The sequence below is a fragment of the Paenibacillus gyeongsangnamensis genome, assembly GCF_027533625.1.
Classification (GTDB): domain Bacteria; phylum Bacillota; class Bacilli; order Paenibacillales; family NBRC-103111; genus Paenibacillus_G; species Paenibacillus_G gyeongsangnamensis.
On the sequence record NZ_JAQAGZ010000023.1, the window covers coordinates 1 to 24,944 of the forward strand.

General features: G+C 52.4%; 23 protein-coding genes, 1 tRNA gene and 1 pseudogene. 15 read left to right on the forward strand and 10 right to left on the reverse strand.

Features of this window, described 5'->3' with window-relative positions; all coding sequences use genetic code 11:
* The 3 genes and pseudogenes from O9H85_RS28785 to O9H85_RS28795 all read left to right on the forward strand — a co-directional run.
* Positions 1-671, forward strand: a pseudogene (locus O9H85_RS28785) (KipI antagonist); the annotation flags it as partial.
* Positions 672-1,352: 681 nt separating this feature from the next.
* On the forward strand, positions 1,353-1,664 hold the full coding sequence (locus tag O9H85_RS28790) for a CD3324 family protein (RefSeq protein ID WP_269884851.1): 312 nt from the start codon (positions 1,353-1,355) through the stop codon (positions 1,662-1,664).
* Positions 1,665-1,761: 97 nt separating this feature from the next.
* The gene (locus O9H85_RS28795; RefSeq protein WP_269884852.1) at positions 1,762-2,496 is read left to right on the forward strand and encodes a LamB/YcsF family protein; all 735 of its coding nucleotides are present in this window, start codon (positions 1,762-1,764) and stop codon (positions 2,494-2,496) included.
* Here the strand turns inward: O9H85_RS28795 and O9H85_RS28800 are convergent.
* Both O9H85_RS28800 and O9H85_RS28805 read right to left on the reverse strand, forming a co-directional pair.
* Positions 2,493-3,254 carry a sulfite exporter TauE/SafE family protein gene (locus O9H85_RS28800; protein ID WP_269884853.1) on the reverse strand — a complete coding sequence of 254 codons (762 nt, stop codon included), beginning with the start codon at positions 3,252-3,254 and terminating at the stop codon, positions 2,493-2,495. The two genes, O9H85_RS28795 and O9H85_RS28800, sit on opposite strands and share 4 nt — an antisense overlap.
* Before the next feature lie 267 nt (positions 3,255-3,521).
* The gene (locus tag O9H85_RS28805) at positions 3,522-3,662 is read right to left on the reverse strand and encodes an N-acetylmuramoyl-L-alanine amidase (protein ID WP_269884854.1); all 141 of its coding nucleotides are present in this window, start codon (positions 3,660-3,662) and stop codon (positions 3,522-3,524) included.
* Positions 3,663-3,840: 178 nt separating this feature from the next.
* On the opposite strand from O9H85_RS28805, the gene O9H85_RS28810 reads away from it, so the two are divergent.
* The 4 genes from O9H85_RS28810 (at position 3,841) to O9H85_RS28825 (ending at position 8,401) form a co-directional block, all read left to right on the forward strand.
* A complete protein-coding gene (locus O9H85_RS28810) occupies positions 3,841-4,224 on the forward strand; it encodes a gamma-glutamylcyclotransferase family protein (protein WP_269884855.1) in 384 nt (127 codons plus the stop codon).
* A 272-nt stretch (positions 4,225-4,496) separates the two neighbouring features.
* A complete protein-coding gene (locus O9H85_RS28815; RefSeq protein WP_269884856.1) occupies positions 4,497-4,880 on the forward strand; it encodes a response regulator in 384 nt (127 codons plus the stop codon).
* 37 nt (positions 4,881-4,917) lie between these two features.
* Positions 4,918-6,645 (forward strand): diguanylate cyclase, encoded by a 1,728-nt coding sequence (locus O9H85_RS28820; protein ID WP_269884857.1) that lies wholly within the window; start codon positions 4,918-4,920, stop codon positions 6,643-6,645.
* A 208-nt stretch (positions 6,646-6,853) separates the two neighbouring features.
* Positions 6,854-8,401, forward strand: coding sequence for a methyl-accepting chemotaxis protein (locus tag O9H85_RS28825; RefSeq protein ID WP_269884858.1), 1,548 nt, complete (start codon positions 6,854-6,856; stop codon positions 8,399-8,401).
* A 548-nt stretch (positions 8,402-8,949) separates the two neighbouring features.
* Here O9H85_RS28825 and O9H85_RS28830 read toward each other — a convergent pair.
* The 6 genes from O9H85_RS28830 to O9H85_RS28855 all read right to left on the reverse strand — a co-directional run bounded on the left by O9H85_RS28830 (position 8,950) and on the right by O9H85_RS28855 (position 15,064).
* Positions 8,950-9,372: a hypothetical protein gene (locus O9H85_RS28830; RefSeq protein WP_269884859.1), complete on the reverse strand. Its 423-nt coding sequence runs from the start codon at positions 9,370-9,372 to the stop codon at positions 8,950-8,952.
* Positions 9,373-9,383: 11 nt separating this feature from the next.
* A complete protein-coding gene (locus O9H85_RS28835; protein WP_269884860.1) occupies positions 9,384-9,695 on the reverse strand; it encodes a hypothetical protein in 312 nt (103 codons plus the stop codon).
* 6 nt (positions 9,696-9,701) lie between these two features.
* Positions 9,702-10,139 (reverse strand): hypothetical protein, encoded by a 438-nt coding sequence (locus O9H85_RS28840; RefSeq protein WP_269884861.1) that lies wholly within the window; start codon positions 10,137-10,139, stop codon positions 9,702-9,704.
* A 4-nt stretch (positions 10,140-10,143) separates the two neighbouring features.
* Positions 10,144-10,746, reverse strand: a complete 603-nt coding sequence (locus O9H85_RS28845) for a hypothetical protein (protein WP_269884862.1) — start codon at positions 10,744-10,746, stop codon at positions 10,144-10,146.
* A 643-nt stretch (positions 10,747-11,389) separates the two neighbouring features.
* A complete protein-coding gene (locus O9H85_RS28850; RefSeq protein WP_269884863.1) occupies positions 11,390-12,427 on the reverse strand; it encodes a ribonucleotide-diphosphate reductase subunit beta in 1,038 nt (345 codons plus the stop codon).
* Between the two features lie 411 nt (positions 12,428-12,838).
* Positions 12,839-15,064, reverse strand: a complete 2,226-nt coding sequence (locus O9H85_RS28855; RefSeq protein ID WP_269884971.1) for a ribonucleoside-diphosphate reductase subunit alpha — start codon at positions 15,062-15,064, stop codon at positions 12,839-12,841.
* Between the two features lie 539 nt (positions 15,065-15,603).
* Here O9H85_RS28855 and O9H85_RS28860 point away from each other — a divergent pair.
* Both O9H85_RS28860 and O9H85_RS28865 read left to right on the forward strand, forming a co-directional pair.
* Positions 15,604-17,268: a copper resistance CopC/CopD family protein gene (locus tag O9H85_RS28860; RefSeq protein WP_409348219.1), complete on the forward strand. Its 1,665-nt coding sequence runs from the start codon at positions 15,604-15,606 to the stop codon at positions 17,266-17,268.
* Positions 17,269-17,407: 139 nt separating this feature from the next.
* Positions 17,408-19,150 carry a putative bifunctional diguanylate cyclase/phosphodiesterase gene (locus O9H85_RS28865; protein ID WP_269884865.1) on the forward strand — a complete coding sequence of 581 codons (1,743 nt, stop codon included), beginning with the start codon at positions 17,408-17,410 and terminating at the stop codon, positions 19,148-19,150.
* A 107-nt stretch (positions 19,151-19,257) separates the two neighbouring features.
* On the opposite strand, the gene O9H85_RS28870 is transcribed toward O9H85_RS28865, so the two are convergent.
* Positions 19,258-19,674 (reverse strand): hypothetical protein, encoded by a 417-nt coding sequence (locus O9H85_RS28870; RefSeq protein ID WP_269884866.1) that lies wholly within the window; start codon positions 19,672-19,674, stop codon positions 19,258-19,260.
* A gap of 148 nt (positions 19,675-19,822) precedes the next feature.
* Positions 19,823-21,079 carry an MFS transporter gene (locus O9H85_RS28875; RefSeq protein WP_269884867.1) on the reverse strand — a complete coding sequence of 419 codons (1,257 nt, stop codon included), beginning with the start codon at positions 21,077-21,079 and terminating at the stop codon, positions 19,823-19,825.
* Between the two features lie 173 nt (positions 21,080-21,252).
* Here O9H85_RS28875 and lepB point away from each other — a divergent pair, with 173 nt between their 5' ends.
* From lepB to O9H85_RS37555, 6 genes are all read left to right on the forward strand, one after another.
* A complete protein-coding gene (gene lepB, locus O9H85_RS28880; protein WP_269884868.1) occupies positions 21,253-21,777 on the forward strand; it encodes a signal peptidase I in 525 nt (174 codons plus the stop codon).
* A 143-nt stretch (positions 21,778-21,920) separates the two neighbouring features.
* Positions 21,921-22,229 (forward strand): hypothetical protein, encoded by a 309-nt coding sequence (locus tag O9H85_RS28885; RefSeq protein ID WP_269884869.1) that lies wholly within the window; start codon positions 21,921-21,923, stop codon positions 22,227-22,229.
* Positions 22,230-22,332: 103 nt separating this feature from the next.
* Positions 22,333-22,403: transfer RNA gene (locus O9H85_RS28890), tRNA-Gly, on the forward strand.
* Positions 22,404-22,701: 298 nt separating this feature from the next.
* Entirely contained in the window at positions 22,702-23,349 is a 648-nt protein-coding gene (locus O9H85_RS28895) for a DUF1345 domain-containing protein (protein WP_269884870.1), read from the forward strand.
* 153 nt (positions 23,350-23,502) lie between these two features.
* Positions 23,503-24,150 (forward strand): SGNH/GDSL hydrolase family protein, encoded by a 648-nt coding sequence (locus O9H85_RS28900; RefSeq protein ID WP_269884871.1) that lies wholly within the window; start codon positions 23,503-23,505, stop codon positions 24,148-24,150.
* 142 nt (positions 24,151-24,292) lie between these two features.
* Complete coding sequence (locus O9H85_RS37555; protein WP_333474278.1) at positions 24,293-24,775, forward strand: hypothetical protein; 483 nt, start codon at positions 24,293-24,295, stop codon at positions 24,773-24,775.
* Positions 24,776-24,944 lie beyond the last annotated feature (169 nt).

Sequence of the window (24,944 nt, forward strand, 5' to 3'; positions counted from 1 at the left end):
CCCTCTGCGGCGCGGAGATGGACGCGCACGCCGAGGACGGGACGCCGCTGCCCGGCCGGCGTCCCGTCTGGGTGCGCAGCGGCACGACGCTGCGCATCGGCGGCGCGAGGCGGGGGCTGCGCGCCTGCCTCGCCGTGGCGGGCGGCATCGCCGTGCCCGCCGTGCTCGCGTGCGCGTCGGCGCCGCTTGCGCCCGCGCCCTGGGCGCTCGCGGCCAGTGCGCTCCCGCCGTATGCGGAGCATCCGGCGGTGCGCGTCGTGCGCGGCCGCGAGGCCGAACGCTTCGAGGCCGCCAGCCTCGAAGCGTTCGGCCTCGCGGCCTACCGCGTCACCCCCCAGTCGGACCGCATGGGCTGCCGGCTGGACGGAGAGCGGCTCGTCCTGGCCTCGCCGCTCGAAATGATCTCCGAGGCCGTCACGCCCGGCACCGTCCAGGTTCCGCCGGAAGGACGGCCTATCGCGCTCCTTGCCGATGCCCAGACGACGGGCGGCTATCCGCGCATCGCGCACATCGCCGCCGTCGATCTGCCGCTCGTCACGCAGGTCCGTCTCGGCGGGACGCTCCGCTTCCGGGAAATCCCGCTTGCGGAAGCGCAGGCGCTGTTCCTGCACCGGGAGCTTGCTTTCCGGCAGCTGGAGGCAGCCGTACGAGCAAGGATAAAATCGTTATAATGATTTTGCCACCTTGCCCTCCCGGCCCCTTGTATGCGTTAATAGTATTTGTAGCCGGCCGGCTGACACTCGGGGGAAAGGAGTGATCGTGAGCAATGATTACAACAACTGAGGTGGTCTTCGCGTAAGCGAAGATGCTAAGGAACGGGGGCCTTCGGGCCCCTCATTGATTCGTTGATAACATTAAATAAGTCTTCGCAACTTACAGCTTCGCATCTACCTTGATAAACGCGCTGAACCTTGTAAGACAAGGATGGCGTAGCCGGTTATCCTGGGTTGGAACGCTTGCAGAGTACCGTTAAGCCGCATCATCCCCTCCGCCGAAAATGAACGATGGACAATTCAGCGGCGTTTGGGTTATAATGGAAAAATGATCGAAAGATCAATACATTTCAGGTGAAAGGAGTGTCGCAAGATGAACAAAGGCACAATGATGATTGGAAGAGGAACAGGGTTTCGAACAACCGAATAAGCATTTTCACCTCACCGTCACCTGAACCGTCATTGATCGGATATGACATATATTGAGAGGCATTCAGGCACGATACGGCAGATCGTGTTTTTTTATTTTTTCTGATGCCCCGATTCCTTACCGGGAGGTGTAGAGATGAAAATGCTTACGACTTTCGAGGCTCTGGCTGCTGAGGCAAGAGACAAAGCGCGAAAGGAGGCTTTCATCGAATGGGCTACAAAAACGGGAAGGACATTTTACCGCAAGAGCTTTTGAAGCAGCTGCAGGATTACATCCAAGGCGAGATCATTTATATACCTAAGAAGGACCAGACGAGAGCCGGATGGGGCGAGAACAACGGCACCCGCCAATCGATCCAGCGGCGGAATCACGAAATATTTCGTTTGTACGAGAACGGATCGACGGTCCCTGAGCTGATCCGGCAGTTTCATCTGTCGGAGGACAGCATCCGCAAAATCATAGTCAAAACCCGGGGATTGGTCATCCGTCAGCAGGAAGCGGCGTCCACGGGAAGGAGATAAGCAGTTCCTGAAAGGAGCCAGAAGTGGACGCTTTTGGCTTTTTTCTATGGGAATACATAAGTAATGGGAATGCTTTTACATAAAGGTGGGGCTTAAGATGCACGAAAGAACGGTCGATTTGAACGGAGATCTGGGGGAAAGCTTCGGGGTTTACCGGCTCGGGCAGGACGAGGTGCTGCTGGAGTGGGTGACCTCGGCAAATATCGCCTGCGGCTTCCATGCCGGAGATCAGGCGACGATGCGAAGAACGGTGAAGCTGTGCTTGGAAAAAGGCGTCGCCATCGGCGCCCACCCCGGGCTTCAGGATCTTGAGGGCTTCGGCCGGCGCGCAATTCCTCTTACGCCGGAGGAGGCGTATGAGCTTACCGTGTACCAGGTCGGTGCTCTGGAAGGCTTCGTCCGTGCCGAGGGCGGCAGGCTGCAGCATGTGAAGCCTCACGGCGCGCTGTACAATATGGCTGCGGCGAACCGTCCGCTCGCCGATGCGATCGCGCGGGCGGTGTACCGCCTCGATCCGCGGCTGACGCTGTTCGGGCTGGCCGGCAGCGAGCTCATCTGCGCAGCACACGCCATTGGCTTGTCCGCCGCGGAAGAGGGGTTCGCCGACCGGACCTACCGGCCGGACGGCTCGCTGACGCCGCGGACGGAGCCGGGAGCCGTGCTGCACGACCCGGAAGCGGCGGCGGCACAAGCGCTGAGCCTCGTGGAGAGCGGCCGCGCGGATACGCTGTGCGTGCACGGCGACGGCCCCGAGGCTTGCGCCATGGCCGCTTATATCCGGCGGCGGCTGGAGGAGCAGGGCGTCCGGTTCCGCAGCCTGGCGGACCTTTAAATCAGCTTCAGGCCGCTGATGAAGATGATGGTGGCCATCACGGTACGCAGCGGCTTGGGTGGCAGCTTCGCGGTAAGGCGGCTGCCGATCAGAACGCCGGGAACCGAGCCGATAAGCAAATTCAAAGCGAGCATATAGTTGATATGGCCGAAGCCGGCATGCATCAGGCTGGCTGCGGTGACGAGCAGGAACGCGTGAACGATGTCGGTGCCGACGAGCTGGGCGGCCGACAGGCGGTAGAACAGCATCATGGCCAGGGCGAAGAGCGAACCCGAACCGATGGATGTCAGGCCGACGATGAAGCCGAGCACGAGTCCGATCGAGATCGTGAGCAGACGCTTCTGCGATAGCGGCTTGTTCTGAATCCGGCCGTTATCGAAGCGGACGAACCATACCTTCGCTAGACTGACCAGCGCGACGAAAATCAGTACGATGCCGAGCGCGTGTTTAATGACCTGTTCCTGATAATCATGCAGGGGCGGGTAGAATTTAAGAAGCGAAATGGCAAGCACCGCACCCGGAATACTCCCCGCCGCAAGGTACAGTACGAGCATCCAGTCCAGTGTCCGCTGCCGGATATGCTGAATGCTGCCGAACAATTTGGTAATGGAATTATAAAATAAGTCCGTGCCCACAGCCACTGTGGCCGGGATGCCGAGAAGCAGCAGCAAAGGCGTCAGCAGCGAGGCGCCGCCTACGCCGGTAAGGCCGACAAGAAGTCCGACGAGGGCTCCCATCAATACGATACCGAGTTCCATCTGTAAGATCACTCCATATGATTTCGTTTGTTTGTTATTTATATTATAATTCCGAGTAAACTGATATGCAAAATATTTTTTATGCTGCATCAGCTTCAGTACACCTTATGTCATGATAGCGTTATAGGTGAATATCTCGAGTATCGGAGGAGAACCGGCAGGGGAAGAAGCCCTTGCTGCCGCTTAACATGCAGCGCCAAAAAGACCGCGGCATTGCCTGCGGCCTTAACCCTCGCGCCTATTCGATTTTTTGCGGACGGAGCCGGGTTATTCTTCCGGCTGGCCGGACGCCTTGCGCAGCAGGTTGGCGAGCCTGTGAAATTCGCTGCGCGCCTCTTCGGAATCCACGCACAAATAAGCGGCGGACAGGAAGCGGATGATCTTGTTCGCATCCTCGGGAGACAGCATGGGCGCATTCCTCCTTTCCGGCATTCCCCTGATGTAATATGCTATTCGTGACCGCTGAAAGCGGTTGGGCGGAGGAAAGATAGGGCCTTGCTCCCAACCAAGGAATAAACAGGCTATGTTAAGATAGGAGCAGCCTTCTTCAAGTAATGATCGATCTTTCGATCGGGGAGGGAAAGCATTGATTGCATTATTTGTATATGGAACGCTGCTGACAGGCGAAGCGAACTTCAGCGTCGTGGAGCCTTACGTCCTGTCGGTTCGTCCGGGGACGGTTCGCGGGGCCTTGTACGATGCGGGAGCTTATCCCGGCTTGGTCTTGTCAGGGCGTGAGGAACGCTTGGTACTGGGCGAATGGCTTATTCTGCGTGACGAAGGGCTGGCGGAGACGGACCGGCTGGAAGAGTATTACGGTCCCGGAGCGCCGAACAACGATTATGAGCGGGTATGGATTCGGGATGCCGGCAACGAGGAACGTGAGGGCTGGGTTTACGTATGGAACGGCTCGCGGGGATTCCCGCGCATCTCCGAAGGCTCATGGCGGAGACGGTACAAGCTTCAGTGAAGCCTTAGACTAGCGTCTTGCCCGCCAATCGCCCTTCTCTAGCGCATCAACGTGCTGCATAGTGAATCGCACCCCTTCGATAGGTCCTTATACTTAAATACGGTCAATTTTTAATAAAATCTACTACCAATATGATCATAACATGGTTCTTGTGGCTTACAAATGATACTTTTGACTTATATGGAACAACCGGAAGGGTGAAGTTTCTCACCAGTTGTGCCGACAAATAAGGTATAATATCGAAAAATGACAGGCTCCAAGGAGAGATGGCGATGGCGAATTACAAAATATTGTTGGCGGATGACGAGGCGGCGCTGCGGTTCTTATTGACGGAAACGCTGGCCGATGAAGGATACGAGATTACGGAAGCCGAGGACGGAAAGGAGGCGCTCGGGTATTTGCAGGCCGAATCGTACGACCTGATCATTTTGGATTACATGATGCCGGAACGGACGGGCGTTGAAGTCTGCGAATGGCTGCGTACGAACGAGAATCCCAACCGGCAGGCGCCGGTGATTCTGCTTACGGCCAAGGCGCTGGAGAAAGACCGGGAACGGGCCAAAGCGGCCGGCGTGACTCAATATATCGTGAAGCCGTTCAGCCCTCTTCAGCTGGTCGACACCGTAGAGGCGTTGATCCACCGAAGCGGCGCATAATACATACGATCATTATAACAGACTGGATGTGAACGGCTTGCGGCACAACAATGCGGAGGACCGGAATGACAGAGAGACGAAGCTGCTGATGGAGGGGAAAAAACGATATATCTGGGAGTTGAAAAAGCAGCTTCATCAGCTCAGACAATGGAGCGCTTTGTCGGATCAGGATCCGGAAGCGGCCTTTGCTACGCCGCTGTTTCGTACGGTACACTCCTTGAAAGGGAGCGCTCCGATGTTCGGGTTCGTCCGAATCGGTCTGATCGCCGAGAAGCTCGTGTATCTCTGGGAGTGGGCCGCGGACGAAATTCCCGGCTTGCCCGAAGGGGTGAGCTTGGAGCAGCACTACAAAGCGGCGGTTTATTATTCTCAGCCCTTGCTGGAGCAGCTCGAGCTGGAGACGGCTGTGTATGCCCGCGAAATGGAGCTGGACGAGCATCAGAACCAGCTGCAGCGGACGCTGTTTGCATCGGCCGGGGAACGGCTGCTTGTCATTGACGACGACGAGGTGCTTCGCTCGTACCTGGTCCGGCGGCTCAAGCTGGACGGCTATGAGGTCGACGAGGCGGCGGACGTGCCCTCGGCGGAGAAGCTGCTCCGGGAGCGGACCTACCAGCTGGTCACACTCGACCTCATGATGCATCCGGAGAGCGGCTATGAGCTGTTCGAGTACCTTAAGGAGGACCCGACCCTGAAGTGGACGCCGCTGATCGTGCTGTCCGGGCGCGAGGATGTGGGGGATAAGGTGCGGTGCTTCTATCTTGGGGCGGACGACTATGTGACGAAGCCCTTCCAATATGAAGAGCTGCATGCCCGTATTTACAGTCTGCTGAAAAGAACCCGGACCTTCGAGCAGCTGGCTTTCCGCGATCCGCTGACGGGGGTGTATAACCGCCGCTTTTTCGACCATCAGGTACAGGTCGAGCTGCAGCGGATGCGCCGATTCCCTGCGCCGATCTCGCTTGTTTTCATCGATATCGACCGGTTCAAATCGATAAACGATACGTACGGACATCATATCGGCGATCTGGTGCTGCAGGGTTTGGCCCATCTGCTGCAAAATCATTTGAGATCCACGGATCTGCTCGCACGCTTCGGCGGGGAGGAATTCGTGATCGTGCTCCCCGGCTCGTCCGAAGCCGATGCCAAGAGGATGCTGGAAGCCATTTTGCAACAGACGCACACGGGGCCGATCGCACAGAACGAGGGGCAATCGATTTATATTACGTTCTCGGCCGGCGTATCGGAGTGGAGGCCCGGGATGCCCGTCGAGGAGTGGATCCGTCGGTCCGATCATGCCATGTATGAGGCGAAGCAGACGGGACGGAATAAGGTCGTGCTCTACCAAGCCTCCGCCGGGGAGGAGAAAGGCGAGCAGACGCCGCCGGCCGTTGTTCGCAAAAGGGCGGTCATCGCGGACGACGACCGCATTCTTCGGTCGATTCTGATCGCGAAGCTGAAGCATCTGCCGATCGATTTCATCGAAGCGGTCGACGGCGAGGAAGCCTACCTGGCGCTGCTCTCGCAATCGATTGATCTTTGTATTCTCGACGGCGTCATGCCGAAGCTTGACGGGTACGGGGTGCTCGAGCGGATGAAGGAGCAGGGGAACCGTCCGGCGGGGACCCGGGTGCTCATTCTGTCGGGCAGAAGCCGCGATGAGGATATTAACCGAGGACTGCAGCTGGGTGCGGACGGATATATGCATAAGCCGTTCTCGATGGTGGAGCTGGAACTGAAAGTGAAGGAATTGTTAGCATTGTAAGGCAGAAACGGCGCCGGAGACGGTGCCGTTTTTCTTAGTTTGAACATAATGCTCTCGCGGGGTGCTTGCTTCGCCTTCCTCCTGGGGCAGGCTGCCTAGGCTTTCTCTTAGCCGGCGGGACCTGCTCCCGATGTGAGTTTAATCACAGCCGAAGGACTTGAAAGCTTTTACAATGGAAGGCACAATGCGGAATAGGATGTGTACCTTGATGATAACGATGGATCCTTCGATGTTGAAGCTGAAAAATCGGCAAACGCTGCCGATCGCCTTCGGCACCTTTATGCTGGGGCTGCTGGTTCATACGCTGTTCCGCTGGCTTTCGATCGGCGGCTCCGCCGCACATGCCTCGCTAACTTCTTACGGGCTTGCTCTTAACCTCATTCTGGCGTCTCCGCTGGCGTTGTTTGCGGCGGCTTGCTTCCTATATTGGAGAGATATACAGCGGTTTGTGCCGCTGGCCCTGGCACTATCAATGTCTTTGTCCAGCATTGCGATCATCGAAGGCTCCGGAGGCCGGACGGAGCTGTATTTCTCCAGCTTTATGGTGATCGCCTTGATGGCATTTTATGAAAGCGTCGGACTCATCTGGACCATCACCGGGGTATTTGCCCTGCATTATGTCTACGCGGTCCTGGCAGGACCGAGCGCCGCGGACGCCGCTCAGGCCGGCCTCCTCGTGGCGGTTCCGATGCATGCGCTGTTCCTGCTGTTAACGGCGGGAACGACGGTATGGCAAATTGCGAAGAAGCGGCAGTTCGTTAGCCGACTGGAATCGGACAAAAAACAGAAGCAGCAGCTGCTCCGGACGACGCTTGGTCAATTGACGTCAAGCTCCGGCAGTCTGGTCGACTACGTTCGCCAGTTGAATGTGAATGCCGAGCATACGCTGGAAGCGAATCGTCAAATGACGCAGGCTATCGGACAAACGGCTGCGGGAGCGGAGGAGCAGGCAAGCAACAGTCGGGAGAGCGCCCGGGCGATGGAAGAAATAAGCGTCCGCGTGCAGCAAATCGCGGAATCGGCATCGGTCGTATCGCAGGCGGCGGAAGGCATGCTTCAAGCGGCGGAGGAGGGAAGCCGGACGGTTCTGCAGGCCGTCGATCGGCTCAGTGCCTTGAACCGCTCTTCCGCGAGCGTTGCCGAAGCATTGGAGCAGCTTGAGCGGCGGTCGCAGTCGATCGGCGAGATTGCGACGCTGATCTCGGGCGTTGCCTCCCAGACGAACTTATTGGCGCTGAATGCGGCGATTGAAGCGGCCCGCGCCGGGGAGCATGGAGCCGGATTCGCCATCGTCGCAAGCGAGGTGCGCAAGCTGGCGGAGCAGACGGAAGGCTCGGCCGCCCAGATCTCGGCGCTGATCGTGGAAATTCAACAGGCCGCGACCGAAACGGTTCGGCGGATGCATGGGGCGTCGGACGACGTCTCGGCCGGGCACTATGCCGTAATGGAGACCGGAGGCGTCTTTGAACGGATCGTTGCGGATGCCCGGCAGGTAAATAAGCAAATTCACGGGATTTCGGGAGCGGCACAGGAAATGTCGGCGGGGACGCAGAAAGTAAGCGCCTCGCTGGCGGAAATGGCCGTTATCGCGGGCAGCAGTGCGGACGGAGCCCAGCAGGTGCTGTTATCCTCGGAGGCGCAGCTCTCCGCCATGGAGTCGATCTCCGGATCTGCGGAAGGCTTGAATCGGCTTGCCGGCGAGCTCGAGCAAATCTGCCAGGCTCTTGGACAAGAAGGCAGAGAAACGGATTTCTAAGGTATTCTGTGAAATAGCCCTACAAGGATAACGGTACGTTGAGTGACCGTAGGATATTCCCATTAGAAGCTATCCGATCTTTCTGTAACTAAACGGGATGCATCTCGAAATTGAATCCGGTAGTGGAAATATCACGATAGACATCATAAATCGATTTTATAAAATGTTTGCTCTCCAACGCTTGATCTGTATGTTGTTGAACATTCTTAACTATCAATAAAGAAGCATCGAGCTTGATTTAACTCGATGCTTCTTTTATTTTCACGCTATAAAGAATTTAGATGTTAAGAAGCCTTTTTCTGTCTCGGTGGGTGAGATCGGTGCCGTATTGGTCAAGACGCGCACTATACGAACGTCTCGAGCGCCGTTCATTACATGCGAATCTATGGCGTGCACTTTATGGACCGAGTCAATTTACTAAGACTTAGCATGCCGCTATTCCTGTGGAAGTACCCCCAACTATTTCATCATAATTATGATCGTCCCACTGCCTTCTAGCTGGTAGCGATTTTATTAAAAATTAAAAAACCACCTATTAAGGTAGTCTTTTAAATGGTAGAAACCCTATATACCCTTGAATAAAACCCACCATATTCATTTTCATTAATTTCATCTTTATAATTGTTTTGAGAAAAATACTCAATATCTTTAGATGGAATCGCTTCATTCGACCAGGAAAATGTTAATTTATCTAAGGGGTTATCAGAATAAGTACTTTCTATATGCTGAATGAATGGCTTTATTTTTTCGAAAGCAATTTTCATTTTATTTGATAGTTCAATAGTATTGTTGTATTCGATGCCAAGTTTAGTTTCACCTTTTTCACCGATGATAAACACAAAATCCTTAAAATCAATAATATGTCCAAATTTTGTTTTCTGACAGTTTATGTATGAAATATTTTCAAGTATCTTAGGGAGGTCAATGTCATAATACAGGCCTGTAGTAACGTTGACGACTACTTTGCTCATCATTGACCTCCCTAATCCTTAGATTTATTTTGTACTGTTATTTTATTATACACATTTATAAAAGTAATTCTATCCGTAATTTTATCATATGCTTTAGCTTTAAAAAGTTGCTCCATTTCATCAAAATTGCTTTTTACGTATTCAAATTCCCACTTTATTTCATCACTTTTGCCGGATTCGCGAGCTAGCCGTTCTGTTTCAGTTATTATTTGGTGTGAATGAGCGAGCGCTTTTGTCATCATATTATGGTCAAACTGTTCAATTAACCCTAAAATTTCCTCGGTTAGTTGAGCAGGTGATTTATTATCGCCGTCGGTTGACATTAGTTTTCACATCCGATATTTGGAATATTCGTCCGTTAGTTTATCTTTTAATTCCTCAAGTTTATTAATGATAAGTGCATCTTGAGTAGTAATGTTATCACCACTAATCTCGGATGTAGAGTAGCAGAATTCGTTAATATCAATTATTGTTTTTTTGACGCTATCAGATGTAAAAAATAATAAATATTGATACTTAGAAATGCAATCGCTAATCAAGGTTATGTTCAATGTGTAAGTTCTTCCAAGCTTTATTTTGTTATTATATGTCGATAATTCTGTCAATAAAGGTGAAAATAATTTTTCCCCTAATTCTTTTAAAGCGTATTCATGCCTTCTAGTAATTATTTGTTTTTGGTTTTCCGCTTTTAATAAAACAAAGGTTGTAATTATTGAAATAACAGCGCCAAGAAGAATTTTTAGAATATCAAAATAAATGGATGACATATATTTATTCTTCTTTTCTAATGGTTTTTCTTTGCACAGTTTCAACGAATTTTGCAATAGTAGATAATAAAGGAGTGATTTGATTTTCTTCAAAATTTATTTTGAAATCTTCATTAAGAATGAAGGCATTAAGTCTATCAAAAGTTTGAATAGAAAAGTTCATTAAGGCATTGAAATCTAATTGCAATGCAAATTTTTCTCCATCATTTCTCTTAAGTATGAGGTTTATTACCGGCCGATTTTCTTCACCTGACATAATAAAAGATTTTAGTAGAAAAGGAAAGGTTACGGAAAGCTGAAGTTCGCGTAATAATGATCCGTATAAATTTTTAATATTGTTGAGTCTAACTAATACATGTTTAAATTTCTTATCAGGGATTTGTTCAATGTTTTCAGGTTGGATTATATATGTCATAATCTGGGCGCCCAAATTCCCCAAAAGAGCTTGGATCTGCCCCATTAAAGTTCCATAATCAACATTTTGATTAGATAAGTAAAGAGCAAACACTTTTTCTAAATTTGCGAGTGCATCGTTTTTATCTAATTCTTCAAGAATTAATTTAAAATCATATTCATTGTCTTGTATAGTACTGGTGTAGTCAGACATAAAATTACACATCCAATTCTATTTGTTTTTAAGTAAGTAAATTCAATATTACATTTTACCATAATACCAAAATTTACAAAAGGTAGTTTATAAATTTTATAAAATTATATATCGGGATAATATTGCAGGTATTTTGTTGGATCAAAACTCAATCAATGCTTATAAATCTAATTTTGATCAAAAGATTCAATGGTGGGACTTAAAATTACTTACGGTAAGATAAAAATTGTTTGCAAAAAGTAAAAAAGCAGCATGTTCCGATCAAAGAGTAGTACGTATTGGTTCGTCAGCGTGAGAAGATATTGTCAAGCTGGAATAATTGAAGCCTTAAGACATGATTCATAAAATGATGAAGCCAATGTGAAAGTAACAGAACTGTGGTTCACAGGGTTATAATTATGTGGCTGGATTAGGAGATGACGAGGCCCCGAGTATAAATTCCTCTGTTGGCTGAAATTCCTGTTCACCGGGACTACCTTGTTGTTTTAGAAGGGATCTTTTGATCAATCAGTCATGTGCTGCAGCGCATAGTGCTTTTGATTTTCTTGATTAAGAGTAAGCCAACAGGGAGCATCAGCAAAATAAGGGACCCGGTAAGCGCCGCTATGGCTGCTTTACCGGGTCCCTTATTTACGGCTGCGGATTACAGATCGTCCCAGTTCAAGTTGGACGATTTGCTGTAGTTGGTTACTTTTTGCTCGAAGAAGTCCGTCTTCATCGAGTTCATGTTGCTGAAGCTTTCCACCCACTTCATCGGATGGTCGACGACCTCGGGATACAGCACCTCGAGACCGAGCTTCCGGAGCCGCTCGTTGGACAAGTACTTAATGTACAAGTCGATCACGTCGTTGCTCAGTCCGTGAATATTGTTGTTGGTAATGTATTGGCCCCATTCGATCTCATGGCCTACGGCCGTGCGCATCATGGTGCGCAGATCCTCCACCAGCTCGTCCGTAAAGATCTCCGGATTTTCCTTGCGGATTTCCCGGAAAATGTTCTGGAACAGCGCAAGGTGCGTGAGCTCGTCGCGCTGAATATATTTGATCTCGGACACAGTGCCGAGCATTTTACCCTGACGTCCCAGCGCATAGAAGAAGCTGAAGCCGCTGTAGAAGTAAATGCCCTCGAGAATATAGTTGGCCATAATCGTACGGATCAGGTTATCTGTGGACGGCTCCTCGATGAAGCGCTCATAGAGGTCGGTAATGAACCGGTTACGGCGCAGCAGGTGCTTGTCCTCACGCCATTGATTGTAAATTTGATCCCGCACATCCGCCGAGCATACGCTGTCCAGGATGTAGGAGTAGCTTTGGCTGTGAACCGCTTCCTGGAACGTTTGCACCGTGAGGCACAAATTCACTTCCGGCGCGGTAATGTACTCGTTGATGTTCGGCAGATTCGCCGTTTGCAGCGAGTCCAGGAAGATCAGGAAGGAAATGATTTTATCGTAGCTCTGGCGCTCCTCGGGCGATAAAAACTTGTAATCCTTCGCATCCTGAGCGAGCGGAATTTCCTCGGGAATCCAGAAGTTGTTCATCATCGTCCGGTACATCTTCGTCGCCCAGTCGTATTTCACGTTGTTGAGCTCGATCAGGTTGGTCGTATTGCCGCCGATCATGCGGCGCTTGCCCCAATCCCGGTCACCGTTCTCGTTAAATAGCTTTTTCTTTTGCAATTCCATGATTGTTTACCCGCTTTCCGTTTCCATCAGCAGCCTGTGGGCTGCCTATGGTAAGTTTGTTACTTAGTTTGGTTTCGTTTGAAGCATTATGCAGCTTCCACTAAGCGGCGAGAGAGGGAAGCAGCGAAGCGCCCTTCCCGCCTCTAACGCAATCTCTCCATGTGTTGGAGGCAGCAGCAAAGCGATCTGCCGACCAACAACCACCATATTCGCCGTAAAGCGTGTCCGGGAAGCCCTCATTCGCTCGATCGGCAAATAAGGGCTTCCCGGACGTAAGCGCCCCATTCAGCCAACGTAATCCTTCCCCTACGCCAGCCCCCCTCCGAGCACGGCTCTTCCTTTCCGGGGGTCCAGGGGGCCGGGGCCTCTTGGGGTCCCCCTTATAAAGGGGGATTTAGGGGGTTGCCCCCCCTAGGCCGAACAGCTCACGCAATCCTCTACCTCGAGGCTCTTATTGCGCACATAGTAAACGGTCTTCAGCCCGTGCTTCCAGGCGGACATGTACAGCTCGAGGAACTCCTTGGCCGTCAGCTCCGGGGTGATGTACAGGTTAAACGACTGCGACTGGTCGATATGGCGCTGACGGGCGCCCGCAGCCTTGATGCTCCAATGCTGGTCGATCCGGTGCGCTTCCTTGTAGAACCACATCGTTTCGCCGTTCAGGTTCGGCGCGGTTTGCGGAATGACCGCGTTCTTCTTCTCTTCAACGAAGAACTTGTTGAAGATCGGGTCGATGCCTGCCGTGGAGCCTGCGATGAGCGATGTGGAAGCCGTAGGCGCGATGGCGAACATCCAGCCGTTGCGAACGCCATGCTTGGCCACTTCGGCCTTCAGCTCCAGCCACTCCGGCGAGGTGTAGCTGCGGTCCTCGAAGTAGGCGCCGGTTTGCCATTCGCTGCCTTCGAAGGCAGGATAGGCTCCTTTTTCCTTGGCGATTTCCATGGAAGCTTTGATGGCATAGTAGTTCATCCACTCGTAAACTTCGTCGGCCTTCGCCACGTGCTCGTCGGATTCCCACTGGATCTTCAGCTGCGCAAGCATTTGGTGGTAGCCGCTGGAGCCAAGACCGACCGCACGGTATTTCTTGTTCGTGATCTCCGCTTGCGGGATCGGATAGTAGTTCAAATCGATCACGTTGTCCATCATGCGCATTTGCGTCGTGACGACACGTTCGATGTCCTCGCGCGTATAAACACGGCCCAGGTTGGTCGAGGACAGGTTGCAGACAACGAAGTCGCCGCTCTTCTGCTGGTACGTAATGATGCCGTCCTCATGAGTCGTTTCGATGAGCTCGGTAGGGCTCATATTCTGGCAAATTTCCGTGCACAGGTTGGAGCAATAAATCATGCCCTTATGCTTGTTCGGATTCGCACGGTTCACCGTATCGCGGAAGAACAGGAACGGCGTGCCGGTCTCGAACGAGCTGGTCAGAATGCGCTTCATGATGTCGATCGCCGGAATCTCTTCCTTGGATAGGCGTTCGTCATTCACGCATTCCTCATAGCGCCGTTCCCATTCTTCGCCGTAGGAGTCCTCGAGCGAATAGCCTTTGGTTTTGCGCACCTCGTGCGGATCGAACAGGTACCAGGTGCCGCGTTCCTCCACCGTCCGCATGAATTGATCCGGAATGCAGACGCCGGGGAAAATGTCATGCGCCTTCATGCGGTCGTCGCCGTTGTTCGTCTTCAGGTTCAGGAAGTCGAGGATATCTTTATGCCACACGTCGAGATAGACCGCGACGGCCCCGGAACGGACGCCGAGCTGGTCGACGGCGATCGCGGTATTGTTGTAGTTCTTGATCCAAGGCACGACGCCGCCGGCTACGCCTTTGAATCCGCGGATGTTGGATCCGCGGCTGCGCACTTTGCCGACATAGATGCCCATGCCGCCGCCGTGCTTGGATACTTGCGCGAAGCTCTGGTCGACGTTGTAAATGCCCCACAGGTTGTCCGGTACGGTATCGATGAAGCAGCTTGACAGCTGGTGCAGCGGCTTGCGGGCGTTCGCCAGCGTCGGTGTGGCCACGGTCATCTCGAGGCTGCTAAGCACATCGTAGAATCTTCTGGCCCAGTAGAGCTTGTCGGTTTCCTTCATCGCCAGGTGCATGGCCACGCCCATGAACAGCTCTTGCGGCAGCTCGAGCACTTCCTTGTCGAGGCCCTTGATCAAATAACGGTCCGCGAGCGTCTTCAGCCCGATATAATTAAGCAGGTAATCGCGTTCCGGCTTGATGTAGCTGCCGAGCTCCTGAATTTCTTCCTTCGTGTAATGCTCGGTAATATATTTGCCGTAAAGTCCGATATCCGTTAAATAAGTAATAAGCGAGTAAAGATCGCCATAGCCGAAGTGGCCGTATTTGCGGTTGAGGCGCGCTTCCTTGTACAGATCATATGTAAGCAGCTTGGCTGCGACGTACTGCCAGTTAGGCTCCTCGACGCTGGTTTTCTCCACCGCCACCTGAATCAGAAGACGCTGGATCTCCTTGGTGGAGATGCCGTTGCGGAACAGCGGCAGCAGCGCCGTCTCCAGCTCGAGCGGGTCGCATTCCGGATAAGCCTCGCAGGCGAAGTCGATGACCTTTTTCATTTTGGAAAAGACGAGTTCTTCCTTTGTGCCGTCTCTTTTGACGATAATCATGGGCAGCTTCTCTCTCCTTCGTACCTTCGGTATCCTATGTAAAATAGGCATGCGGCAGCCTTCCTTCAGGCGGTATGGAAAGCATTCCACACCGGCCTCCGGCTGTTCGCAGCTTCCTGTTTTCTTTATCGGCCCGGATGGCGCCGAAATGAAGATCCACAAGATATCGTGGCATTATGTGAGTTATCACACAATATATAGTTATTTTTAAAAAGCGATAAGATGAATTTACCGCATCTTCGAGCGCTCTGTCAATCTCTTATTTTTTTCGACACAGGGGGTTCATAGATTCGTAAAGGAACGGACAAAAACAGATTTGGTGTGACCTCCCGCGGTATGCTACATTAGTCATAGCCTCGTCCATAGGAACCTGCTCCGGCATAATTTACCAAGTGCGGCAGGCGCTTATTTACAGGCTGGAAGCCTTGTTTCGGCGAGAAGAGAGAGAAGTTCTTAACATGATCCGATTGCCGCAGCCGCCTGGCCGGCTCTTCATGGGTCTTTGAACTGGAAGATTTTTATTGGGGGGGGGACAAACTGTGTTGACAAAAAGATGGCAGAGCATACGGTTTGCGCGGCTCGGCCTGATTGCCATGCTTGTCGCGCTGCTGCTGACCGTCCAGCTGGCGGACGGAAGCCGGCACGCTTTGGCGCATGCCAGTCTGGTGGAGGCGCAGCCTGCTGCGGACGCGGAGCTGGCGGGGGCGCCGGAGCAAATCGCGCTTACGTTTAACGAACGGCTGGAAGACGGCCTGTACTGGATTCGCGTCTTCGATAAGGCCCGGAAACAGGTAACGAATCAGCCGGCCGTCATGAACGACGCCCACATGGGGCTCAGCTTAAAGCTGCCTAAGCTGGATAAGGGAACCTACGTCGTTACTTATCATATTATCTCTGCGGACGGCCATCCGGTGGAGGGCACCTATTTGTTCGCCGTAGGGGAGAGTCTGACCCGGCCGCCGGGTGCAGCCGCAGATCCCGGCATGGACCATCTTCATATGCATAATGATCCGTTCCAGCGTTTCGGACTGAAGGATGTCGTCCAGTTCGCTTCGCGGATTGCATTTTACATCTCGATGCTGGCTTTTACAGGTTGGCTGCTCTGGTCCCGGTGGTTCGCCTCGAAGACCCATGACGGGCCGAAGGCCATGCTTGCGCTATGGAGGGAACGTCTCCAGCAAGCCTATTTGATCGTATACATTGTCTTCATGGGCGTTCATTTGATCGATATGATCGGGGACGGGGGAAGGGATGCGGTGATTACGCTGTTCACCCGGACGGCATCCGGTTACGCCTGGCTCGGAGGACTCGTGCTGGCCTTGCTGTCCTTTGTCCTGCTGCAACGGTCCGCTTGGCTCGATTATGCGTGGGTGGCTGCCGTTTGGCTGGATAAAGGTTTTCTTGGCCATGCGGCTGCGTTCACGCCCGTTACGGAAACATTGCTGCTGGACTGGCTGCACTTGTTCGCTTCCTCCGTTTGGGTCGGCGGCCTGCTGATGCTTGGGGTGCTCTGGAGGCGGGAACGGGAACAGGCTATCCGCTTATATCCCTCTTTCTCCACCGCGGCCCTGCTCAGCATCGTTCTGCTGATTGCATCCGGCGTGCTGTCGGCCGTGCTGTTCCTGCCCGATATCCGTTATGTGGTGGAGACGCTTTGGGGCAAGCTGCTTCTCGTTAAGACCGGGCTCGTTGCCGCCGTTGCGGTGACGGCTGCATGTCTCCGTTACGCCTTCAAGAAAAGACGAGAGGCTTCCGCCGGTGTGCTGCTGGGCATCGATACGGGGCTTATGCTGCTGATCGCCGGGATTGTAGGCGTATTTACTTATTTGACGCCGCTGCCCGCGAATCAGCCGCTGAACTGGCATGTGATGGGCGAGAAAATTCATATGACCGCCCAAATCAGCCCGAATGCGCCGGGGGTGAATGAATTCACGGTGAAGGTGTGGCTGCCCGAGCCGCTCGGAAAACCGAAGCAGGTCCTCATGAAGCTCCAGCAGGAGGGAGACGCCGGGATCGCGCCGATCGAGGTGCCGTTAAGTCCGTTCGTGGACCAAGATTTTGACGAATCCTACGGCATGAAGAAGTACACCTATAAGGCCAAGGGCTCCTATCTGCCTTATCCGGGCAAATGGGAGCTGGAAATCCGGGTGATGGACAGCAACGACGATGAGACGGTTTATGACAAAGAGCTCAAAATTTTTTGATGATTTTGAGCGGTTGATGTCAAAAAAATAATACAAGTTTCCTATTCATGTAGGTCTGATAACCTAATTTTTACTTGTCCTTTGCCAGGGATCCTATTAAAATATATTCAAACCCTTCAAGAGGAAGATGAGGATCAACATGGTTAACGGGCAACATCCTATCCGATCATGGGCGCAGCTTCAAGCGAACCGCCGGTATACGTTATTTCAGCATTCCTCTTTGCTGCGCCTATGGCTGATCATGGTCACAGTTCAGATCTTCACTTTAACGCTGCGCAATGTTATCGGACTTCAGAACGGTTTGATCGACTATGTCGAAGCCATATGCACGGTGGTGGCCGTCGTACCGATTTTAAACGCAGCGATCAAACGAGCGTCGATTCGGATTTATCGGTTGCTCTTGGCCATTCTTTTGCTGATCTTCCTGCTGGATGCCAGTTATATTCCGGTGACTTATTTCCGCGGGGGGAAAATCCATTGGCAGGACGTTCAGGTTGAGTTCATCAGTCTGATATTGATTACGGCTCCTTTGCTATATTTCGTGATAACCGATATCCGGCAACGTGAATTTACGGAGAAGCAGCTCACGTTCTTGGCCTTTCACGATATGCTGACAGGGCTGCCCAACCGTCAAATGTACCAGGAGTCGCTCACGAAGCGAATTGCCGGCTCCAAGGGCTCCGGCCGTAAGCTGGCCGTAGTGTTCATCGACCTGGACCGGTTTAAGAACGTGAACGATACGTTCGGCCACGCGTTCGGGGACCAGCTGCTGATCGAAGCGGCGGAACGGCTGAAGTACGGCCTGCGTTCGGGAGACCGGGTATCGCGTCAAGGCGGGGATGAGTTTACCGTGCTCATCGAGAATATCGATCACGCGGAGGACGCGGAGAAGGTAGCGCAGAAGATGATCCATCTGCTCAACCAGCCGTTCGCTATTGAGGGTCATGAGCTGCGCGTCGGCTGCAGCATAGGGATCGCCATGTATCCTGACGACGGTGAAGATGCGATTACTTTGATGAAGAATGCGGACACGGCGATGTATCGGGCCAAGGAAGCGGGAAAAAACAGCTACCGGTTCTACCTGGCCGAGATGAACGAGACCGTCATCCAGAAGCTTGTGATGGAGGAATGGCTAAACAAGGCGCTGGAATATGAAGAATTCGTGCTCTATTACCAGCCGCAGGTCGATATCTTTACGAACCGCATGAACGGCATGGAGGCGCTGCTCCGCTGGAATCATCCGCGGCTCGGCTTGATACCGCCCGGGGAGTTCATTCCGCTTGCGGAAGAGACCGGGCTTATTATTCCGATCGGCGAATGGGTGCTCCGAACCGCATGCAAGCAGAACAAAGCTTGGCAGGATGCGGGCCATCCGCCGCTCAAGATGGCCGTCAACATTTCGCCGATTCAGTTTCATCGCAGCGAGTTCGTGAACGTTGTGCTGGATGCGCTGGATGAAAGCGGCCTGGCGCCCGAGTATCTGGAGCTTGAAATTACGGAAGGGATCGCCATGTACCATGTCGATCAGGTCATTCATAAGCTGCAAACGCTGCGCAATCTCGGCGTTCAAATTTCGATGGACGATTTCGGCACCGGCTATTCTTCGTTAACCTATTTGAAACGTTTCCCTATACATAAGCTCAAAATCGCGCAGCAGTTCGTTCGGGACATCACGGTAGACCCCGACGATGCCGCCATTGTCCAAGCCATTATGGCCATGGCGCACAGCCTGAAGCTAAATGTCATTGCCGAAGGCGTAGAGACGGAGGAGCAGCTTGCTTTTCTGCTGGACATCCGGTGCAAGGAAATCCAGGGCTACATCTATAGCAAACCGATTCCGGCCCAAGAATTTATGAAGCTGCTGGAACGAATGCCCGCCTGAACTCAAGCAACGTCTGAATCCGGTCATAGGACCGCTTCGGACGTTTTTTGTTTTGCGAGTAGACCCAGCGGCGATCCGAGAGAACTGAAATAGTCCCTTAAAGCAGTTTAACAACTTTGTACCCAGTCGGTAATTTTTCTGGCAACCTCATTTGGGGAATCGTAAGTTGTGTCAATGACAGGTGCAGGCGGGGAAAAAGCGGTATCCGCATTTTCTAAAAGCCAATGTGCAAATTTTTTATGTTCTTCTATAAATGATTCTGAACTGCTTTTTCGCCAAGCAGGACGCGAACGTAAGCGAATTTCTCTGGTTTCATCATCGCAATGAAGAATAGCATTATGCACTTGGCTGAAAAATCCGAAATGTTCGCATTTTTCCACATCTTGGGGCATCATGGTTCCACAAAGAATGGTCTTTCGGTTATTTTGAGCAATACTGTAAGCGATATGCAACAAATTACTTCGCTGTGTGTGCCAGTCATTATCCCAAATTACATCGGTTTCAAAAATCTCGAACTCCGGCAAGTACGTTCTTAATTACGAAACTACCGTGGTTTTACCCACGCCGCTGGCACCGGTAGAACAATGTATTCACCGCATGATGGGCAAACAATCATAATTTATACCCCTTTTGTTAGGAATCGGCTTATAGAATTCCGGTGACGAAACCGCATCAAGTATGAAGCCGGCGTTCCGCCGCTGAGCTGCGGGATGAGTGTGAAGCGGCATCGGCTGCGGCCTCTTTTGCCGTGCGGTAAGAGAAGTAGAACAGCAGCCGGGCCGCGGCGATGACGATAAAGCATCCCCAGAGCGGGAGGAGGGCGGTGAGCAGTCCGGTCAGGAGCGCCCCGATCCCGTTGCCGGCATTCATGACGAGCTGGAAGTCGGAGAAGTAAGCTAATTCTTTCTTGTGCCTCGGGACCTCGTTCATCATGATCGTTTGCGAAGCGACCTCATGGATGGACAGGCAAACGCCAAGCCACCCTTGGATCAGCAGCAGCAGCCAATAAGCGTGAATCCAGCCGTACGGCAGGACCGCGAGGGCCATCCCGATCACGGCCGTTCCGTATACCTTCATAAGGCCGAACCGCTCCATCGCCCGCCGCGCCAGCGGAAGCAGTAGCGTCGAGACGATACCGGTGATGACGACAAAATAAGCGATTTGCGTATTGCTGAGGTCGAGCACCTTTACGTGATAAATGATGAACAGAGGCGCGGTCATGGCGATGCCGATGTTGTTGAGGCCCATCCACCAGGTCTTGCGGTCGCATTCCTTGAACGGAACGACCCATTTCAATCGGATCGGCTGCTTCTCCTTCGACGCCAATTCGGCAATGAGTGCCATCCCGGCGAAGGTGGCCGCGCAGCCGACGAGCATGGAGATAACGTAGTTCTTCGGGAACATCCATTGGAACGCATCCAGGTACTGTCCGATGGCGAAGCCGCCGATCGTAGTAATGGCGATACCGATCATTTTGTTATTGCTGAAGATGCGCGGGAATTCGGACGGTTCCACCCATTGACGCATGATCGCCGGCTGCTGAGCCCCGGTGATCATCACGGCAACGGCGTTGATTGACCAGAAAAAGAGCAGATAAGGGATCGGATGGGGCAGCAGGACGCACAAGGCCATGGACAAAAAGGCGAATTGGCGGATATAGCCGCTCACGAGAAAAACGCCTCTGGTCACCGGTAGCTGCCGCGTCAGAAACGCTAACGACAGTGCGCAGAACAGCGGCGGAAGCGAGTTGGAGATCGAGATTTCAAAGTCGCTCGCGCCGAGGCGCGCGATCAGAACCTGCAAGAAGGTAAAGAAGCTGACGTTTTTAATATTTTGCAGGGCGGCATCCAAGTAGATTCGAGTCGAAAGCTTCATAATCACGCTCAGACCTTTCCATGGCGGGTTGGATTCGTTGTCATCATTAAGCATAACGCGCGCTCCCCGGCAATCCCATGGACATGGAAACCCAAAAACATGGATTTTTTTGCTATTGAACATTCAAAATCAGCTGCCTTTTGGGCGATTATCGATTTTTAAGGTTGTTTTAATTTATCGGTTGTCCCTATCAGGTATACTTAGTAAAACAGCGAAGAGGTGATTTCATGATTCCGATTAAACGTTGGGTGAAAGAGTGGGTGCCGTCCCTCGCGATCGCCGTCATTATAAGCTTCTCGGTGAATACTTACATTGCGCAAGGGATGACCATCCCTTCCGGGTCCATGCTGCCGACCATCCAGCTTAACGATAAGGTGCTCGTGGAAAAGCTGGTCCATTGGACACCGTTCCAATTCGGAGACATCGTCGTGTTCTATCCGCCGCTGCCGGGGCAGGAGAACGTGCGCTTCATCAAGCGGCTGATCGGCCTGCCGGGGGATACGATCGAGGTCAAGAACGGCGTACTGATCCGCAACGGTCAGCAGGTGGACGAGCCGTACGTCAAGGAGAAGATGAATTATACCTTCGGTCCGGTAACTGTGCCGGAGGGCAAATATTTGTTCCTTGGGGACAACCGGAACGACAGCCTGGATTCCCATCTATGGCCGACCCCGTTCGTTGACAAAAGTCAAATCATCGGTAAGGCGCTGTTCCGTTACTATCCGCTGACTCATGCCGGCGAGCTGAATTGATGTTCTGTAAACTGCAGCTATCCTTTAGGGGTAGCTGTTTTTTCTTTGGAAACCGCAGTTTTGTTTTTACCGCCACGAGCCTATAATGGATTTAACGAAGATAAGAAAATCAGAAGATGAAGAGTCGTTAGGAGCGTACAACATTGGATATGAGAATGTGGACGGCAGCCGAACCCGCGGGAGAAATCCGTGTACATCAGGATGATGAGCAAGGCTATCAATGCAGCATGAAGGTGCATGCCTGGGAAGGGAATCAACAGGTAGCAAAGGCTGAGGGGAAAGTCGTAGCCGTCGTTTACGGTGTAATCAACTCAGGAAACGCAGAGATCCGAGTGCAGTATGAGCAAAAGGATTACGCGGCGCATAAAACCAATTTAGTGGTTCAAAGAGCCGTGAAGCAAGCCATAAAGAGGATACAGGACCATGTCATCCCATACTTGAACGGGCACTAACGCTTTCAATTCTTGGGAGGCACTGGACAAGAGCATTCAAACGCTATATACTAGATAAAGATTATTGGAAAAGCAAGCGGCAGCTTGCAATTCTAACCCGCCTGCGGGTGTAGTTCAATGGCAGAACTCCAGCTTCCCAAGCTGGTGGCGTGGGTTCGATTCCCATCACCCGCTTACCGACAAAACCTTGAGAAATCAAGGTTTTTTATTTGCCTTGAATTGGCAAATCCGGGCTGAATTTGCCGTTGGGGACGATATCTTTACTCCATTAAACGTGTCCAACTTGTTAGGCAGCATCACGAGAAACCAATAGCATGTATCACTGGATTTTTCCCGCCCTCTGTGGCGGGATTTTTTTTTGAAACGATTTACGCAGAGCATCCGTGCAAAAAGCGGAATGAAAATACATGTAGAAGGAATATTAAGGATTGAGAAAATATTGGGATTCAACACGATGTTGGGAGAGGGATAAGTGGAAAATAAGCAAGTGCAGAAATTTGCTGAAAATGCACGGTGGTCGTTCTTTTTAGCTATACTTATCATTGGGGCTCTCCTTAGCGTACTATCGGATAGACTAACAATCGGACCGAGTTGGCTAATACCCGCGATCACATTAGTCTTGTTGATTCCGCTGTCGATCACCATTAAGAAATCATATCAAAGAATAACTCGAAGGATTGCTCTTATTATTACAGGCATAGTTACGGTCGGTTTGATCAGCAGCGTAGCTTTTTTAGTTTATGGCTTATTCACACATACCGCGGCAAGCGCCGTAACTTTGTTGCGTGATGCAGCCATTCTTTGGTTAACAAATGTTTCCGTATTTACTGTTTGGTATTGGGAGATTGATCAAGGCGGGCCCTATACGAGACATGTTAGCAAGACGCAACCGATCGATTTTCTTTTTCCCCAAATGTTGTACGACGAGTCAGGTATATGGACGAATTGGAAGCCGGAGTTTATGGACTATTTATTCTTAGCATTTAATACGAGTGCTGCATTAGGTCCTACGGATACATTGGTGATGTCCAGGCGGGCAAAGCTTCTGATGAACACACAAGCCTCTGTATCTCTGGTTATTGTAGCTGTATTGGCTGCTCATGCCATCGGTGCATTGTGAATAGAGTGCTTCGAAGATCGATTAGTTCAAAAAAACTCAGCCGGTATGATGCCGGTCCGATTGTTTCACGGCTTGCCCGGGCAACCGCATAATCCGATAGCCCCGCTCCGGCGTATGATAATTCATCAGGATGCGAGGCGGGAGGAGAAGGGCATGTACGTATATGCGGCACTGGGCGATTCCATCACGTATGGGCAGAATGCAAGCTCGATCGGCAAAACGTTTCCCTATCGGCTGACCTCCATGATGAGAGCAAAAGGCGTGGAAGCAAGGCGAATGGTGCTTGCCCGGCCGGGATGGACAAGCGCGGACCTGGCCGAAGCCATCCACGCGGATCCTTATCCGCTTCGGTTTGCCGCGGCGGCCACCGTATGGATCGGCGGGGATGATCTGATTCATGCCGCTCTGCAGATGCTTCAAGGCTCCGGGGGCTCGGTGGACGGGATGCTTCGGCAGTACCAGCGGATGCTTGGCTTGATCTTGAAATCCGTACGTTCGCTGGGAGTGGCCGATGTGATCTGCTGCACGCAGTACAACCCGTTCCCTAACAGCCCCATTGCGGTGCAAGGCATCCAGCTGCTGAATCAAGCGATTCTTCGTACAGCCTCGGGAGCGGGCTGCCGTGTTGCCCGGGCGGATCAGTGGTTCGCCGGAAACGAATCGCGGCTCATCGACGGATACCGGAGCGGCGATCTTCAGGAGGTGAACCGCGGGTCCCAGGCGGTGCATCCGAACGATAGCGGGCACAGCGTCATCGCATCCGGATTATTCCCGTTTCTTTATTCGGTAAGGAAGCGTTGAACCCATTGCGGCAGCGGTCAAGGAGGTAGGCTCCTTTCAGCCGCTGCCGTTCTTTTGCCCTGAAGGAAAGGATGCGACCCGACATTCCCGCATGATATAATCTGCGATAGCAACACTACTATCGATAGAGGAAGGAATGAGCTTGGCTGGAATGACGGAATGGAGCCGTAAGCCCTTGAAGCTGCGCCTCAACCGGGTGTGGCGCACCTACCGTGGAGGCTTGCTGCTGGAGCAGTGGCAGGGACTTGCCCGGCCGCAGGACAGCGACTGTCCGGAGGAATGGGTCGCTTCGCTTGTCCGAGCGCGGAATGCGGGACGCGAGCACTTGGTTGAAGGATTAAGCGTGATCGATTCGGCTGACGGCTCCGATATGACGTTGATCGAGGCGATTGAGTCGGCTCCGGAAGGCTTTCTCGGCCGCAGGCATGTTAGCGCTTACGGCAGTACGACGGGTGTTTTTGACGAAAATATTGGATTCGGGGGAACGGCTGACGATCCAAGTGCATCCGGACCGTCCGACGGCGAAGGCGCTGTTCGGCTCCGATTACGGCAAGACAGAGGCCTGGTACATTATCGGCGGCAGGGAGATCGACGGAGAAGCGCCTTACGTCTTATACGGCTTTAAACCGGGGATGACCCGGGAACGCTGGGAGGCGCTGTTCGAGAGCCAGGATATCGAAGGCATGGTCTGTGCTTTGAACAAAATCCGGGTGGAGCCCGGTCAAGTCTTCCTGGTCAAAGGAGGCATGCCTCACGCCATTGGCCCGGGCTGCTTGATGGTGGAAATTCAGGAG